The organism is Prevotella sp. P5-108 (genome assembly GCF_002251385.1).
Taxonomy (GTDB): Bacteria; Bacteroidota; Bacteroidia; order Bacteroidales; family Bacteroidaceae; genus Prevotella.
The window spans coordinates 43,926-60,228 of record NZ_NPJJ01000057.1 but is presented as its reverse complement, the minus strand read 5'-3'; the positions used below and the strand labels follow the sequence as shown (position 1 = coordinate 60,228).

General features: G+C 56.3%; 11 protein-coding genes. 5 read left to right on the top strand and 6 right to left on the bottom strand.

Annotation, left to right across the window (positions count from 1 at the left end; translation table 11 throughout):
- Positions 1-104 precede the first annotated feature (104 nt).
- Together CIK95_RS10890 and CIK95_RS10885 are read right to left on the bottom strand one after the other, a co-directional pair.
- Positions 105-1,196, bottom strand: a complete 1,092-nt coding sequence (locus CIK95_RS10890) for a DUF4435 domain-containing protein (RefSeq protein WP_022311202.1) — start codon at positions 1,194-1,196, stop codon at positions 105-107.
- Positions 1,189-2,013, bottom strand: a complete 825-nt coding sequence (locus CIK95_RS10885) for an AAA family ATPase (RefSeq protein ID WP_022311201.1) — start codon at positions 2,011-2,013, stop codon at positions 1,189-1,191. Before CIK95_RS10885 ends, CIK95_RS10890 begins: the two co-directional genes overlap by 8 nt.
- Before the next feature lie 111 nt (positions 2,014-2,124).
- Between CIK95_RS10885 and CIK95_RS10880 the strand changes: the two genes are divergently transcribed.
- The 5 genes from CIK95_RS10880 (at position 2,125) to CIK95_RS10860 (ending at position 9,894) form a co-directional block, all read left to right on the top strand.
- Positions 2,125-3,048: a DMT family transporter gene (locus tag CIK95_RS10880; RefSeq protein ID WP_094384924.1), complete on the top strand. Its 924-nt coding sequence runs from the start codon at positions 2,125-2,127 to the stop codon at positions 3,046-3,048.
- Between the two features lie 124 nt (positions 3,049-3,172).
- Positions 3,173-4,579 (top strand): aminopeptidase C, encoded by a 1,407-nt coding sequence (locus tag CIK95_RS10875; RefSeq protein ID WP_094388743.1) that lies wholly within the window; start codon positions 3,173-3,175, stop codon positions 4,577-4,579.
- Positions 4,580-4,742: 163 nt separating this feature from the next.
- Positions 4,743-7,586, top strand: coding sequence for a glycosyl hydrolase (locus tag CIK95_RS10870; RefSeq protein WP_158214759.1), 2,844 nt, complete (start codon positions 4,743-4,745; stop codon positions 7,584-7,586).
- Between the two features lie 101 nt (positions 7,587-7,687).
- Positions 7,688-9,226: a glycine--tRNA ligase gene (locus CIK95_RS10865; RefSeq protein WP_094384930.1), complete on the top strand. Its 1,539-nt coding sequence runs from the start codon at positions 7,688-7,690 to the stop codon at positions 9,224-9,226.
- A gap of 59 nt (positions 9,227-9,285) precedes the next feature.
- Positions 9,286-9,894: an FKBP-type peptidyl-prolyl cis-trans isomerase gene (locus CIK95_RS10860; protein WP_094384932.1), complete on the top strand. Its 609-nt coding sequence runs from the start codon at positions 9,286-9,288 to the stop codon at positions 9,892-9,894.
- A gap of 231 nt (positions 9,895-10,125) precedes the next feature.
- Here the strand turns inward: CIK95_RS10860 and CIK95_RS10855 are convergent, their stop codons facing one another.
- The 4 genes from CIK95_RS10855 to CIK95_RS10840 all read right to left on the bottom strand — a co-directional run bounded on the left by CIK95_RS10855 (position 10,126) and on the right by CIK95_RS10840 (position 16,294).
- On the bottom strand, positions 10,126-10,995 hold the full coding sequence (locus CIK95_RS10855; RefSeq protein WP_094467053.1) for an RNA polymerase sigma factor RpoD/SigA: 870 nt from the start codon (positions 10,993-10,995) through the stop codon (positions 10,126-10,128).
- A 384-nt stretch (positions 10,996-11,379) separates the two neighbouring features.
- The gene (locus CIK95_RS10850; RefSeq protein WP_094466992.1) at positions 11,380-11,610 is read right to left on the bottom strand and encodes a hypothetical protein; all 231 of its coding nucleotides are present in this window, start codon (positions 11,608-11,610) and stop codon (positions 11,380-11,382) included.
- 539 nt (positions 11,611-12,149) lie between these two features.
- Complete coding sequence (locus CIK95_RS10845; RefSeq protein ID WP_094466991.1) at positions 12,150-13,796, bottom strand: calcineurin-like phosphoesterase family protein; 1,647 nt, start codon at positions 13,794-13,796, stop codon at positions 12,150-12,152.
- A gap of 98 nt (positions 13,797-13,894) precedes the next feature.
- On the bottom strand, positions 13,895-16,294 hold the full coding sequence (locus tag CIK95_RS10840) for a calcineurin-like phosphoesterase C-terminal domain-containing protein (RefSeq protein ID WP_254046460.1): 2,400 nt from the start codon (positions 16,292-16,294) through the stop codon (positions 13,895-13,897).
- Between the last annotated feature and the right edge of the window lie 9 nt (positions 16,295-16,303).

Genomic DNA, 16,303 nt, shown 5'->3' with positions numbered 1-16,303 from the left:
CCGCAAGGCAATAACAGAAAGCGAGAGGAAGCACGGTATCAGCAGATACGGTGTTTCCTCCCGCTTCTTGTATGGACGGGGATGACGGTGACGGAGGCTGTGGGCTACTCTCCGGCTGCGGTGGCTGGCGGGGTAGGGTCGGCCGCAAGGGCGGTGGGCCCGGCGGTAGCCCCAACAGTCTCGGCTGGCGCAGGGGCATGATAGGTGTCGAGGAAGTGCTGCACATCGGCACGGATGTGAGCAAAGACATCGGAGAGCACATACCCCATGTTCTTCTTGAGCATCGCCTCGACATCTTCCACACTGTGCGAGTAGCAGCTCAGCTCATTGCGGCGCTGGGTGGAGTGCATGCTGTCGCGCGAGATTTCGTTCTCGCGCTCGCGGATGAGCTGGGCGCAGATGCGCGTCATGGCTGGGCTCACCACGCGGTCGAAGAGATGATGCCCCTGTATATATAAATAGGTGGTCTGTGGCGTCACGCCCAACGAGCGCAGACTCGCCTCGACCTTGGGGTAAGCCTTGACGCCCTCGGGGTAGTTGCGGCGCAGGGCGTCGAGCCGTCTGACCACCTTGTGAGACAGGCGGGCGAGCATGTCCTGGGCATGGACGGCGGAGAAGTTGCCCATCTCGATGACCGAGAGGAAGTCGCTCATCGTGAACTCGCCGTAATGGGGCGTGCGATAGAACCATACGTTCCACACGAAGAGCGGATAGATAATCTCGGAGAAACTGCGCAGATAGCCGTTGAAGTCGAAAATGTGGTGGTCGTTGAGGGTGATAGCCACGCAGACATCGTGGAGCGACGGGGCGTAGCACTGCAGGTTCTCGATGGCATAGGCGTAGGTGTGGAAGACGTATGGGCTGTCGATAATCTGCTGCGAGGTGGGCGTGGCCTTCTGGATAAGATAGTCGTAGTCGGCATCGACGCAGGCAATCATATCACTGCCCACGCGGTCGGTCATGAGCCGCATGAGCGCCGCCTTCTTGCCACGGTTGAGCTGGCGGGAGCGCGAGGGGAGCATCACCTGGAAGTAGTAGCTGTCGGTCTCGAAGCTCGAGAGGACAGTGCGCCAGAAGAACACGTCGTCGTAGCTTTCGACATAGGCCACGATGCGGTGACGCGCCTGCCTGGAGTTGAGCCTGTTGGCAGCCGACAGGTAGTCGGAGGTGATGCTGTCTTTGAGTCGTCTACCCATTGTTGACAATAATATCGGATACCTCGGTCACACGGTCCATCCATCCGTTCATGATGACAGCCGGACTGTGGGTGGTGAGGATAATCTGTACGTTGGGGTTGAGCTCGAGGATGAGGTCTATGAGCTGCTGCTGCCAGTCTACGTGCAGGCTCACCTCGGGCTCGTCCATGAACAGCACGTAGGGCTTGTTGTCCTCGACCAGCACGGTGAGCAGGATGGCGAGTATCTGCTTCTCGCCGCTGGACAGCTGATAGGGCAGTAGCGTCTCGCCGATCTGCGTGAACCGAATCTCGTTCTCTGTGCGCACAATCTTCTTGCCCGTGTCTGCGAAGAGTCTGTCTATCATGTCCTGGAACTTCTTCTTGGGCTCACTGATACGCTGGGCTTCGGCGGCACCGTCGCAGCCGCCCTGTTGGAGCACGCTGATGATGCGGTTGCCAATGTTGACCTGGTAATCGAGGTAGCGGCGCTGCAGTTGGAAGAGTTGCCAGTCGAGCTCGGTGACCAGAGAGATGTCGACCTTGGTGAGCATGTCGGCGTTGAGCAACGGCCTGTCGAACGAGCGTATGATATCGTAGCGTATCCATTTGGCGTCGGCTGGGCTCACAGTGAGGTGGACGCCCTTGAGCATGTGGCTGGGAAACTCGCCGCCGGCGGCGAGGCCCTTGACCACCTTGTTGAGGATGGTGCTCTTGCCCACGCCGTTGACGCCGCTCAGCACATTGACGCGGCGGTCCAGTTGCCACACGACATGACGCTGCCCGCTCCACAGCGACTCTATCTCTATCTCCTTGATGTAATCGGCATATTTCTGCATGATGATACAGGTTAAGTTTTCGCACAAATTTACGAAAAAAAGCCTTGCCTTGCACCCATTTATGGCTTATTTGTTTACCTTTGCCCCCGAAATTTAACTATTAATAAGATTATGAATGACAATCGTGCGCTCAAGGCCCATCTGAGTCTGCTCTTCGCCGAAATCTTTTGGGGCCTTATGGCTCCGGTGGGCAAGGATGCCATGGCCCACGGCATCGACGGCATCTGTCTGGTATCGCTCCGCGTGGCAGGCGCCGCGCTGCTGTTCTGGACGGCGTCGCTCTTTGCGCCCCGTGAGCGCATGGCACGCCGCGATGTGCTGTTGTTGGCTGTGGCGGCACTGTTTGGCATCGTGTTCAACCAGTGCATGTATACCATCGGACTGGGCATCACCTCGCCCGTCAATGCCAGCATCGTCACCACATCGATGCCCATCTTCGCCATGGTGCTGTCGTTCTTCATCCTGCGCGAGCCCCTGTCGGCGATGAAGGCGGGTGGGGTAGCGATGGGCTGTGGCGGCGCCGTCATCCTGATCGTGAGCAGCGTGTCGGCAGCCAACGCCCGGGTGGGCGACTTGCGAGGCGACGTGCTGTGCATGATGGCCCAGTTGTCGTTTGCCCTCTATCTGGCGCTGTTCAGCAAGCTGGTGCGCCGCTATTCCGTCATCACCGTCAACAAGTGGATGTTTCTCTGGGCATCGCTCTACATCCTGCCCATAGCCTCGCCCCACCTGATGGCCAACGACTGGTCGGCAGTGGCTCTTACCACCTGGGCAGAGGCAGGCTTTGTGGTCTTCTTCGGCACGTTTGTGAGCTACCTGTTGATGATGGCTGGCCAGCAGGTGCTGCGCCCCACCGTGGTGAGCGTTTACAATTATGTGCAACCCATCGTGTCGGTCACCGTGTCGGTGCTTACGGGTCTGGCCGTCTTCACGCTGAGTCAGGCGCTGGCGGTAATCCTCGTCTTCTCGGGCGTATGGCTCGTCACCAAGTCGAAGTCGCGCCGCGATGTCGAGCATCCCGAGGCCAAAGATTAATCCCGCCGGGCTGTTTTTTCGCATTATCATCAGAGATTTTATCATTTTTATCCCCTTCGGCTCGGCAGAAAGTGCTAACTTTGTAGCATCATAGACAGTAATTACTAATTTATTATAAACGATGATGAAACAAAAGACACTTCTTATTGCTCTGGCGCTGATGGGAGCGGTTACCGCCTCGGCGCAGAAGCATGACGGCGGGCTCAGCAATGATATGCTTGCTGCCATCCGCAAGGCTCAGCCTACAGCGGCTCAAGACAAGGCGCTCTTTAATGCCATTGCCGCCAACTCTATCGACGACCTGGCGAAGAATTATGCTGCCAAACGCCCTGTAGACACCCACTTCAGCAACGAGACTCCCAAGCAGAAGATTCACAACCAACGCAGTTCGGGCCGCTGCTGGATGTTCTCTGGCTTCAATGTGCTGCGCGCCAACTTTGCCAAGCAGCATCAGGACAGCCTCTGTGTAGAGTATTCACAGGCTTATCTCTTCTTCTACGACCAGCTGGAGAAGGCCAACCTCATGCTCCAAGGCGTCATCGACAATGCCCGCAAGCCCATCGACGACCAGCGTGTGCGCTTCTTCTTCCAGCACCCCATCAACGATGGCGGTACCTTCTGTGGCGTGGCCGACCTCGCCGAGAAGTACGGTCTGGTGCCTATGGCAGTGATGCCCGAGACCTACTCGTCTGACAATACCAGCCGCATGGCAAGGATTATCTCTTCCAAACTGCGTGAGTATGGTCTTGAGCTGCGCTCGATGGTGGCTGCCGGCAAGAAGGCTCAGGACATCCGCAAGCGCAAGACCGAGATGCTGGGCACCATCTACCACATCCTGGCTCTTACCATCGGCGAACCCGTGCAGGAGTTTACCTACGCCTTCACCGACAAGAACGGACGCACCCTGACTCCCGCCAAGCGCTATACCCCCAAGTCGTTCTACGATGAGACCGTAGGCCACTCGCTCAACGGCTCCTTCATTATGGTGATGAACGACCCTCGCCGCGAATACCACAAGACCTACGAGGTGGAGTATGACCGCCACACCTATGACGGCCACAACTGGAAGTATCTCAACCTGCCTATGGACGATATTGCCCAGCTTGCCATAGCCAGTATCAAGGGTGGCAGCAAGATGTACTCCAGCTACGATGTGGGCAAGCAGCTCGACCGCAAGCGCGGCTATCTCGACACTGAGAACTTTGACTACGGCTCGCTCTTCGGCATCACCTTCGGCATGGACAAGGCCCAGCGCATCGAAACCTTCGACAGCGGCTCTACCCACGCCATGACCCTCACCGCCGTAGACCTGGATAAGGACGGCAAGCCCGTGAAGTGGAAGGTGGAAAACAGCTGGGGAGCTGACAACGGCTTCGGTGGATGCTTCATCATGACCGACCGCTGGTTCCGCGACTACATGTTCCGCCTCGTTGTCAACAAGGAGTATGTGCCCGAGAACTTCCTTCGTGAGTTCGACCAGAAGCCAGTAATGGTTATGCCCGAAGACCCTCTCTTCGCCGAAGATATGTAAACGCATAATCATCCCCATAACCAGAGCCCGAGTGACGGAGGCCACAGCCTTCTCGCTCGGGCTCTCTCTTTTTGTTATTCGCCTATGAATAATGATATTTTAGTGAGTTTTAACGATTATGGTTAGCCTTCCCCGCCTAATCATGGTAATTTTGTTACCAATTATGAAAAATGTTATCTTTACCCTAATCCTGTCGGCCATGGCGCTGATGCCCGTGCATGCCGACAATAAGCCGAGCAAGCTCTCGGCGCAGGCGTTGTATGCCCAGTTTCAGAACCCGGACAGCCGCTATCGTCCCTTCGTGCGCTGGTGGTGGAACGGCGATGCCGTCGTAGGCAAGGAGCTTGTGCGCGAGCTCCACTTGTTGCGCGATGCAGGCATCGGTGGTGTCGAGATTAATCCCATCTCGCTGCCCTACGGTGCCGACCAGCACGGCTACAAGCAGCTCACCTGGCTCAGCCAGCCCTGGCTTGAGGCCCTCGATACCACGCTGACCGAGGCACGCCGCATCGGCATGACCTGCGACCTGCTCATCGGTTCGGGATGGCCCTTCGGCAGCGAGACTCTGCCCCACAAAGACCGTGCATCGGTGCTGCTTACCGCTGCCATCCCTCTGACTCCTGGCCGTCATTACGAGTTCTCCAAGTTTGACCTGTTCAAGCGCCTCGACCCTGGAGTGTCTATCACCAACTCAGCCCGCGAGCCCCGCTTGGAGATAGCTTATCTCGTGCCCGATTCCATCAATGACTTCCGCCAGGCCAAGGATGTCACCGCCGAGTTTGCCAATGGCAACTACGTAGTAGACACCCCCGCCGAGGGCAAGTATCAGCTCTACGCCATGGTGCGTTTCGACTCCTTCGCATCGGTCATCAACGGCGCTCCCGGAGCAGCCGGCAGCATACTCGACCACATGAATGCGGGTGCCGTACGCCGTTATCTCGACAATATGTACAATACCATTGAGACCAAGACGGGTCCCCTCTCGCGCTGGTTGCGTTCGTTCTTCGTCGACAGTATGGAGCTCGAGGGCACCAACTGGACCGACGACTTCCGCGAGGAGTTCAAGCGCCGTCGCGGTTATGACGTGATGCCCTGGCTGCCCTTCACCATGTTCAAGGTAGGACGCCTGGGCGATGTGGAGAGCTATATCTTCGGTGCCAAGAAGGGCCCCGACTTCAAGAACCAGGTAGACCGCGTGCGCTACGACTTCGAGCTGACCAAGGCAGAGTTGCTGCAGGAGCGATATACCAATACCTTCACCTCATGGTGCAAGGAAAAGGGCGTCAAGTCGCGTGCCCAGGCTTACGGACGAGGCTTCTTCCCACTCGAGTCATCCCTCTCCTACGACATTCCCGAAGGCGAGTCGTGGACTACCAACTGGTTGCGCCACCGTCTGGGTGAAGAGATGGGCGATAAGGACTACCGCCGTGGCCGCGGATATACGATGATAGACAAGTATGTCTCTTCGGCAGCCCACCTTACCGGCAAGCGCCTCGTGAGCTGTGAGGAGATGACCAATACGTATCTCGTCTTCAATACCCCGCTCGAACTTATCAAGATAGGCACCGACATGTCGGCCTTCTCGGGTGTTACCCACTCCGTATGGCATGGCTTCAACTACAGCCCGCGCGATGTGGCATTCCCCGGATGGGTCCAGTATGGCAGCTACTATAACGAGAAGAACACATGGTTCCCCTACTGGAAGTATCTGAACAACTACCGTGCCCGCGTGAGCAGCATCCTGCAGAATGTGGACATGCAGACCGACATTGCCATACTGCCCCCCAACGCCGACCTGTGGACCGAGATGGGCGTGCAGACCGAGCCGTTTCCCCGCGACCTCAACGTGACCTATACTTCCCTCATCTGGGAAGCCATCCATAAGAATGGCGGCGGCGCCGACTATCTCAGTGAGAGCATCATCGAGAAATGCGACGTGCGCGATGGCCATCTCTGCTATGGCCCCAAGAGCTATTCGGCTATCTTCCTGCCCGAAGTCAAGGGCACTACCCAGGGCGTGATGGACAAGCTGCTCGAGTTTGTCCGTGGTGGCGGCCGCGTGTTCTGCATCGGCACCTATCCCCAGCGCTCGCTCGGTCTGAAGGACTATCAGGAGCGCGACGCCAAGATGCGTGCCACCGTTGACGAGCTCAAGGGCTACGCCGACCGCTTCGTGCTGCTCGAGAAGCCCCAGGACGGCAAGTATCTCGAGTGGTATCGCAACGTGATGGACAAGTATCAGCTCTCCCACGCCGTTACCATCACCAACCCCGACCGCTTTGTGCTCCAGAACAGATACAAGGCCGACGATGGTTCCGACCTCTTCTTCTTTGCCAATGTCAACCTGAAAGACAGCAAGCAGACCGATGTGGTCTTCCCCGAGAGCATGACCCGTGGCAAGTCGGCATGGCTCTACGACCCCGCCGACGGCAAGCGCTATACGCTCAAGCTCGACGGCCAGCGTCTGCACCTCGACATGGGTCCCGCTGAGGCCTTTTTCGTGGTCTTCAATGATGTCAAGGCCAAGGCCCCCGTCTACAAGCGCAAGCCTCTGCAGGGCGAGCAGTACATCGAGTTGGGCAACTGGACCGCCAGCCTGCACCACTCGCGCGAGGGATGGGTCAAGACGATGGCCATGCCCGACAGCCTGCAGGACCTGAAGAACACGGAGTACTCCCACTTCATGGGCGATATCACCTACACCACCACCGTCAATGTGGAGAGCGGACGCATGCCCAAATACCTTAACTTAGGACGCGTGTGCGAGATAGCCGAGGTCAAGATCAATGGACGCCCAGCCGGGGTGCAGTGGTTTGGCGACCGCGTCATCGACGTCGAAGGCATGCTCCATGCCGGTGCCAACACCATCGAGGTCAAGGTGACCACCCTCATGGGCAATTACATGCATACCCTCAAGGACAACAAGGTGGCACAGCGCTATGTAATCAAGCGCAATCACCCTCTGCGCTCTATGGGTCTGCTGGGTCCGGTGCGTCTGTATGAGTAGTTAATTTTTGATTAAAACCGAAAAATAAACGACTATATCTTAGCGGGTATCTATTTTTTGTAGTACCTTTGCAGTCAGCATTTAACGAAGATAAATCAATTATGGCACAAGAAGATGTTTTCAAGAAAATAGTCAGCCATTGCAAAGAGTATGGCTTTGTTTTTCCCAGTTCAGACATTTACGACGGTCTCGCCGCCGTGTATGACTACGGTCAGAACGGCGTTGAGCTTAAGAATAATATCAAGGAATATTGGTGGAAGTCGATGGTGCTGATGCACAGCAATATCGTGGGTATCGACGCCGCCATCTTCATGCACCCGACCGTGTGGAAGGCTTCCGGCCACGTCGATGCGTTCAACGACCCACTTATCGATAACCGCGACTCCAAGAAGCGTTATCGTGCCGACGTGCTCATCGAAGACCAGATAGCCAAGTACGAGGAGAAGATAGACAAGGAGGTTGCCAAAGCCGCCAAGAAGTTCGGCGACGCCTTTGATGAGCAGAAATTCCGCGCTACCAATCCCCGTGTGCTCGAGCATCAGCAGAAGCGCGACGCTCTTCATGCACGTTACACCGAGGCAATGCAGGGTCCCAACCTTGAGGAGCTGAAGCAGATAATCCTCGACGAGAACATCGTAGACCCCATCAGCGGCACCAAGAACTGGACAGATGTGCGCCAGTTCAACCTGATGTTCTCTACCGAGATGGGTTCTGTTTCCGACACTACCAACAAGATTTACCTGCGTCCCGAGACCGCCCAGGGTATCTTTGTCAACTACCTCAACGTGCAGAAGACCGGCCGCATGAAGCTGCCCTTCGGTATCGCACAGATAGGAAAGGCTTTCCGCAACGAGATAGTGGCCCGCCAGTTCGTATTCCGTATGCGTGAGTTTGAGCAGATGGAGATGCAGTTCTTCTGCCAGCCCGGCACGGAGATGAAGTGGTTCGAGTACTGGAAGCAGTATCGCCTCAAGTGGCACGAGGCTCTTGGCATGGGCGCCGAGAACTATCGCTTCCACGACCACGAGAAGTTGGCTCACTACGCCAATGCCGCCACCGACATCGAGTTCCGCATGCCATTCGGCTTCAAGGAGGTTGAGGGTATTCACTCACGTACTAACTTCGATCTCTCTCAGCATGAGAAGTACAGTGGTCGTCAAATCAAGTATTTTGACCCCGAAACCAATGAGAGCTATGTACCTTACGATGTTGAAACATCTATCGGCGTAGACCGTATGTTCCTCAGCGTGATGTGCCATGCCTACACCGAGGAACAGCTCGAGAACGGCAGCCGCGTAGTGCTCAAGTTGCCCGAGCCACTGGCTCCCGTCAAGTGTGCCGTGCTGCCCCTGGTCAACAAGGACGGACTGCCCGAGAAGGCACAGGAGATTGTCAATGACCTGAAGTTCCACTTCAACACACATATCGAGGCCAAGGACTCTATCGGCAAGCGTTACCGCCGCCAGGATGCCATCGGTACTCCCTTCTGTGTCACCGTCGATGGCGATACCCTTACCGACAACACCGTTACCCTGCGCTATCGCGACACGATGAAGCAGGAGCGTGTGCCTGTAGACCAGCTCCGCGCCATCATCGAAGACCGCGTGAGCATCACCAGTCTGCTCAAGAAGCTCAATTGATTTTTTCACATCCTCCCTGTTGTCCACCGACGGCAGGGAGGATATACATAGTATAATAGATGATAAAGAATATCGTAAAATTCTTATTGATGGCATTGCCTCTCGTGATGGCATCGTGCTCCGAGACCCCCGGCGAGCCCAGCGAGTTTGAGGATTGGCAGAATCGCAATGAGACTTACTTCAACAATCTCTACCAGACAGCCAAGAGCAATCCAGCCAGGTACAAGGTAATACGCAGTTGGGACTTGCCCGAGAATGTGGCCACAAACCCCGACAATTACATCGTAGCCGAAGTGCTCCACGAGGGAACCAGCACCGAGAGTCCTATGTACACCGACTCCGTGACGATACACTACCGTGGTTGCTTTATCCCCACGACATCGTACCCCGCAGGATATGTGTTCGATCAGACATGGACGGGAGACTACGACCTCACCACGATGAACTCCACGACCTACACCGCGTCGACCTTCATCGACGGTTTCACCACAGCGCTGCTCAATATGCACCCCGGCGACCGCTGGCGTGTCACCATTCCCTACGCTCTGGGTTACGGCAAGTCGACCTACGCCCCCAGTGGTGCCACCACATCTATTCCGGGCTACTCTACGCTGGTGTTCGACCTCACGCTGGTTTCGTTCCATCGTCCCGGAACAACCCGACCGTAAGCCGAGCTGGCGACTGTACAGAAAGCAAATACACAGCATACTACAATTATCCGCAATACCGACCGACTGGTATTGCGGATATTTTTTTTCCCTATCGTCGCTGTAGCCCTTCCCATCCACAGCCTTGCCGGGGGCAGCAAGCGGCAGGGCACCACCCTCTGTGGGTAGTGCCCTGGCTGCAGTGCTGGCAAGGAGTCTGTCCCTGCGCTATATATATAATAAGGTGGGCGCCTACCCCAAGTACTTGGCGAGAATGTGGGCCTGGTCGCTGCCTTTGAGCTTGAGGATGCAGCGCTCGCGTATCTGGCGCACGCGCTCGCGGGTGAGATTGAACAGGTCGCCTATCTCTTCCAGTCCCTTTTCGGGACAGCCTATGCCGAAGCAGTATCTCACGATGGTCATCTCGCGCTCCTTGAGCACCTTCTGCATGACCTGGCAGAGCTCGTCGGTGAGACTCTTTGAGTCGGCCTCCTTGTCGGGGCTCCATTTGCTGTCGGCCTGTATCGTGTCGGCTATCGTCGTGTCTTCGCCAGACTGCAGGGGCGTGTCGATGCTGGTATGAGGGCCGTGGCTCTTCAGCACCTGACCGATTTTTTCAGGGTCTACATTGGTGATGGCTGCCAGTTCGTCGACCGAGGGCAGCCGCTGGTGTTTCTGCATGAAGTCGTTGGTGGCGTTGGCTATGGTGTGCAGCACGCCCTCCACATTGAGCGGCAGACGCACCATGCGGCCCTGCTCCGAGATGGCTTGCAGCACGCTCTGGCGTATCCACCACACTGCATAGGAGATGAACTTGAAGCCACGGGTCTCGTCAAACTTGTCGGCAGCCTTCATCAGACCTATGTTGCCCTCGTTGATGAGGTCGCTGAGCGCCAAACCCTGGTGCTGGTATTGCTTGGCGACCGATACCACGAAGCGCAGGTTGGAGGTGACCAACTTCTCTCTGGCTTTCTCGCCCTCCGTTCCGCCGCGCTTGATTTTCTGGGCGAGTTCTATTTCCTCTTCTATATTGAGAAGGGGGAATTTGGCTATCCAGGTGAGGTAGGAGCCTAAAGTCTGATCACGATTGGTGATGCTGTTGGATATCTTAAGTTGTCTCATCATTTGTATAAAACTTGTTAGTTGGTTGATGGTCAGTTTGTATGCTTTCCCATGTTAAAAGTGGCGCAATATACCATAATTATTCCATATCTCCAAATATTTCTTCATCTTTTTTTGATTTTTCTTCATTATCCTTGTCTTTTCGGCGTTTTATGCCCCAATTCTGCTGCATCGCTCCGTGGATGATGGCGTCATTACCACAACTCTGCCGACCCGCTCGGCGCGTCTACTGACCATCTTTCCCCTCTTTTCCAGAGCCTTTGCGCCCCTGCCGACCGTCATTGCCGGCTCGTATCGTAAGGCACGAGCCTGCGTATCGTATGATACGGGCTTTCGTTTCTTATGTTACGTGGCCTCGTGACTTACGATACGAGCTGCTGACTCTCATCTCCAGTCTTGCCGGAGGGCATGGCGGGCCGAGCGAAGGCGGATGGCGGAGCGGGCGGTGGCATGACTCGTCCAGCCAAGGCGGCAAGCGGCTGTCTGCCATGGATATCGGCGGGTGGGCATCAGGCTCTGCTTCCCCGTATCAGCCCCTTGGGCACGCCTATCTACAGCCTCTGGAGCAATAGAGCCAATCTTTGGCATGTTGATGTATATCAAAAATATAATCATTTTGTAAACTTTTTCCTTAGGAATGCTTTCTAAATGTCAGAAAACGCTTAACTTTGCATCAGAAATAAGAAATAAGGGTATTTCTGTTCAAGGTAATAAAGATAAGGATAACATTTGCATTTGCATTTAGACATAAGTGATTGTCATAGGTATTAAGTTAGGTAATTAGACATATGCACAGGTGTAGTCGCGATGACTGTCCTTTGCTTTTGGATAACAAAAAGAGAATTTTGAGAGAGAAAATGAAAGTGTAGAAATGCACTTTTGAAGAAGGCGGCTCCACAGAGGGTCGCCTTTTTTCGTCTCCATGCCAGCCACCGCCACATTCGCTCAGCCGCAAGCCGTGCAGGGCGCCAACGCAATGGCAGCCGAGCGCCACTGCCATGACAGCGTAGGATTATCGTCATGATGGCGGCGGCCAGAACGGCAGCACCGGGCGCATGGATGATGATGAGCGGCGCATGGGGGTACAAAACAAACACGCAGTAACGGCATCTATGGATGCGGCTACTGCGTGTCGGCTTTATGGGCGAGGCGGTCTACTCTTCGTCCACGTAGTAGTGGGCATAGTTGTAGAAAGGCTCGGTGACCACCTTGTCGCTCGTCTCAGTGTAGGTGTTGCCGTAGCGGTCTTTGGCCACGATGGTGACAATCGCTTTGGGGTCCTTGGGCTGGTAGAAGTACCAGTGGTTCATCTTCAGGTAACCGTTGCGCTTGCTGAAGAAGTTGTAGGGATTTGACTTGACATACTTGTGGTGATAGCCCACGGCAAAGGCGTCCTGGCAGGGCGTCTTCTGCAGTCGGGTCATCTCTGTCTTCACTCCATTCTCGATGGCGAAGAGTCGCCAGCCCGAGTCGGCGTTGAAGACATTGGCCACGATGATGCCCTTGCCACGCGGCAGGTTCCAGTCGGCGGCATAGCTCTCGCCATTGAAGTCGGTGTCGGCGAGGAAGAGCGTCATCTGGCGGCTCTTGTCCCATCGCGTACCTTTATAATAACAGTCGTCAATCTTGTTACCCTTGACGCTGTAGACGTAATAGCCATTGGGCACACCGTCGATGTTGAGGTTGGACTGCCAGATGTCGCCACAGGCGGCGGCATGACAGCGCTCGAGCACCTTACGGCCGTTGAGTTCTATCTCGTTGTTGATGGCAAAGTGGGTGTGTCCGCAGAAGAGCTGGTAGCCCTTGAACTTGTCGAGCATCAGGAGTATCTTCTCCAGACGGTTGGAGGCGTAGTGGCCCTTGCCCATGTCATTGGGATTGGGCTTGAGGGTACGGTTGCCGAAGGTGAAGGGGATGTGGTAGCTCAGCACCACCATCTTGTTCTTGGGCACCAGGCTGAGGTCGCTCTCGAGCCAGGCCATCTGCTCGTCGGTGAGCTCGCCGGGCTGGTAGTAGGCACCGCCCCGGTAGTAGATGACATTGTTGATGCAGACATAGTGCACGTTGCCGCGGTCGAAGGAGTAGTCGGTGGGTCCCCATGCCTCTTCCCACTTGCGCTTGAAGAGCGCCTTGCCGTCCTGGTCGTGGTTGCCGATGACCGAGAACGTGCGCATGCGGGTAGAGCCGAGCACGGCGCGCATCTGGCCCTCCAGCTTCTCGTTGTAGCCACCATAGTACTGCACGTTGTCGCCCATGCTGAGCGCATAGACGGGCATATCGTCGGGCAGCGAGGCGAGGGTCTTCTTGATGTCGGCCATGGTCTCGTCGGTGAAACGGTCTATGTCGCTCTTGCGCACGGCGTTGTCGTTGGGGCCCTGGAAATAGGGGCCATAGGCATTGGTCACCTGCGGGTCGCCGATGACGATGAGCTTGTAGCTTTTCTCCTTGCCTCGGGGCATACGGGTGAGCTGGAAGTCATAACGCTTCACGCTGTCTACTACCTGCCGGTAGAAGCAGGCGGTATTGTCGGTGGCTGAGTGGGTGGGCACCTCGCAGTCGGCGGGCACGGTGAAGTATACAAACTTGGTGGCGCTGTTGTAGGGCAGCTCGTAGTTGCCCTTGGTGTCGGTCTGCACGCAGGTGAACCCGTTGCTCACCACCACCCCGCGCATGGGGCGTCCTTTCTGGTCGGTGATGGTTCCGGTAAACTTCAGCGTGTCATTTTGGGCTGTGGCCTGCACGGGGCTGAGCATGGCGAGCGCCATGGTGGCCAGAGCCGTCAATAGGGTTGTCTTTCTCATGTATGGTTGTCTTGTTGCTGATTATCGTTATAAGCAAAAGCCGCACCCAGATGAAGGGCTGGGTGCGACTTCCGCTTTGATGGTTTTATCTGGTCTTGTTACTTGCCGTAGTAGTGGGCATAGTTATAGAACGGCTCGGTCACGGCGTCCTTGCTGCTTGCGGTATAGGTATTGCCGAAGGGGTCGGTGGCCTCGATGGTGATCACGGCGTTGGCGTCCTTGGGGATGTACGAATACCAGTGGTTCATCTTCAGATAGCCGTTGTTCTTGCTGAAGAAGTTGTACTTGTTGGCTACAGCATACTTCTTGTGGTAACCCACGGCAAAGGCATCCTGTCCGGGAGTGCTCTGCAGACGGGTCATCTCGGTCTTCACGCCGCCTTCCACGGCATAGACCTTCCACTTGGAGTCGGCGTTGAAGATATTGGCCACGATGGTACCCTTGCCCTTGCCCAGCAGCCAGTCGGCGGCATAGCTCTCACCGTTGAAGTCGGTGTCGGCACGGAATACAGACATCTGCTTGTTCTTGTCCCAGTTGGCGCCCTTGTAGTAGCAGTTGCTGATGGTTGCACCGTCCATGGTGTAGACATAGTAGCCGTTGGGGGTACCGTCGATGTTGATGTTGGACTGCCAGATGTCGCCACAGGCTGCGGCGTGGCTGCGCTCATAAACCTCCTTGCCCTCGAAGATTATCTCGTTGTTGACAGCGAAGTGGGTGTGACCGCAGAAGAGACGGTAGCCGGCAAACTGGTTGAGCAGGGTGAGTATCTTGCCCAATCGGGTAGAGGCATAGTGGCCGCTGCCCATGTCGGTGGCACCGCTGAGACGGCGGTTGCCGAAGGTGAGCGGGATGTGGTAGCTCAGCACCACCATCTTGCTCTTGTCGGCCAGCTTCAGGTCGCTCTCGAGCCAAGCCATCTGCTCATTGGTGAGCTCGCCGGGCTGGTAGTAAGTGGCGCCAGAGTAGAAGTATACGTTGTTGAAGCATACATAGTGTACGTCGCCACGGTCGAAAGAGTAGTCGGTGGGGCCCCAGGCCTCTTCCCACTTGCTCTTGTAGAGGGCGCTACCGTCCTGGTCGTGGTTGCCGATGACCGAGAAGAGGCGCATCTTGGTCGAACCGAGCTTGGCGCGGATTTCGGCTTCGAGGTTGGCATTGAAACCGCCGTAGTACTGCACGTCGTCGCCCATGGTGAGGCCGTAGACGGGGGTGCTGGCGGGCAGCGAGGCGATGGTCTTCTTGATGTCGGCCATGGTCTCGTCGGTGAAGCGCATCACGTCGCTCTTGTTAATCATGTTGTCGTCGGCGCTCTCGTAGTAGGGGTTGAACTTGTTGGTCACCTGTGGGTCGCCGATGACAATCATCATGTGGTTGGTCTCCTTGCCGCCGGCGAGCTTGGTGAGCTTGAAGTCGTACTCGTAGGTGCCCTCGGCGAGAGGCAGGTAGATGTTGGCGGTGTTGTCGGTGGCAGAGTGTACGGGCACCTCGCAGTCGGCGGGCACGGTGTAGTAGACAAACTTGGCGTTGGCGTTGCGGTTGAAGGCATACTTGCCCTGTGCGTCGGTCTTCACACAGGTGAAACCGTCGCTGACCACTACTCCCTCGATGGCGTTGCCGTTCTGGTCGGTCACCTTGCCGGTCACGTCGCTGTCGATGGCATTGACGCTGGTAGAGGCTACCGCCTTGAAGGCGCCGGCAGTGAGGGCTACGTCGCCGAAGTTGACGATGTATGCCTTGGTGCCCACCTTGACAGTGGCTTTCAGAGCCTTGATGTCGTTGGGGTAGAGGGCTGCATAGACGGTAAGGCTGTGGCCGTTGAGGGCGAGGCCTTCGGTGTCTATGGTGATGGCGCCCTCTTCGCCGGTCTTCAGCGTAGCGTCGGCGATGTTGAGCGACACATTATTATATACACCCGCACCCATGATGCTCACGCTTGTGGGCTTGGTGGTCACCTCGTCGGGCAGCGTCATGTCGAGCTTCACGATTGCCATCTTGCGCTGGAAGGTGAGCGCCAGCGGCTCGGTGGCGTTGGGGTCGTAGGTACCGGTGGCGAAGAGCACGTCGTGGGTAGTGGCGCTACCTTCGCCAGTGAGCTTGCCGGTCTGGAAGTGCAGGTCGTTGACGATGGCGTCGGCTTGGTTATACACATTGGGGTACTGGGCGTAGGCGTAGATGGGGGTGGTGGTGGCTACGTCGCGGTCGAAGTGACCCTTGAAGTTGGCGTTGCTCTTGTCGCTTCCCTTATAGCTTACAAATTTGAGGGTACCGCGGTTGGGGTTCACACCTGCATCGGCGTAGATGCTGATGAGGTCGGTCTGTTCCCACTGGGCGGTGAGGGCGCCGCCATCCTCGGTATAACCTACGCGGGTGGGGGCTATCTTGCAGGCGGTGACATCGAAGTCGTTGCCAGGCTCGTTGCCGGGTGTCACCTGTTCCTCTACGTTGCTGCAACCTGCCATCAGGGCAGCTGCGAGCAGTGAATATAATATCTTCTTCATACTTCTTTC

Excerpts from the sequence above, each read along its gene's own strand:
- CIK95_RS10890 (WP_022311202.1), bottom strand. The coding sequence starts at position 1,196 with ATGGGTAGACGACTCAAAGACAGCATCACCTCCGACTACCTGTCGGCT.
- CIK95_RS10885 (WP_022311201.1), bottom strand. The coding sequence starts at position 2,013 with ATGCAGAAATATGCCGATTACATCAAGGAGATAGAGATAGAGTCGCTG.
- CIK95_RS10880 (WP_094384924.1), top strand. The coding sequence starts at position 2,125 with ATGAATGACAATCGTGCGCTCAAGGCCCATCTGAGTCTGCTCTTCGCC.
- CIK95_RS10875 (WP_094388743.1), top strand. The coding sequence starts at position 3,173 with ATGAAACAAAAGACACTTCTTATTGCTCTGGCGCTGATGGGAGCGGTT.
- CIK95_RS10870 (WP_158214759.1), top strand. The coding sequence starts at position 4,743 with ATGAAAAATGTTATCTTTACCCTAATCCTGTCGGCCATGGCGCTGATG.
- CIK95_RS10865 (WP_094384930.1), top strand. The coding sequence starts at position 7,688 with ATGGCACAAGAAGATGTTTTCAAGAAAATAGTCAGCCATTGCAAAGAG.
- CIK95_RS10860 (WP_094384932.1), top strand. The coding sequence starts at position 9,286 with ATGATAAAGAATATCGTAAAATTCTTATTGATGGCATTGCCTCTCGTG.
- CIK95_RS10855 (WP_094467053.1), bottom strand. The coding sequence starts at position 10,995 with ATGAGACAACTTAAGATATCCAACAGCATCACCAATCGTGATCAGACT.
- CIK95_RS10850 (WP_094466992.1), bottom strand. The coding sequence starts at position 11,610 with ATGATTATATTTTTGATATACATCAACATGCCAAAGATTGGCTCTATT.
- CIK95_RS10845 (WP_094466991.1), bottom strand. The coding sequence starts at position 13,796 with ATGAGAAAGACAACCCTATTGACGGCTCTGGCCACCATGGCGCTCGCC.
- CIK95_RS10840 (WP_254046460.1), bottom strand. The coding sequence starts at position 16,294 with ATGAAGAAGATATTATATTCACTGCTCGCAGCTGCCCTGATGGCAGGT.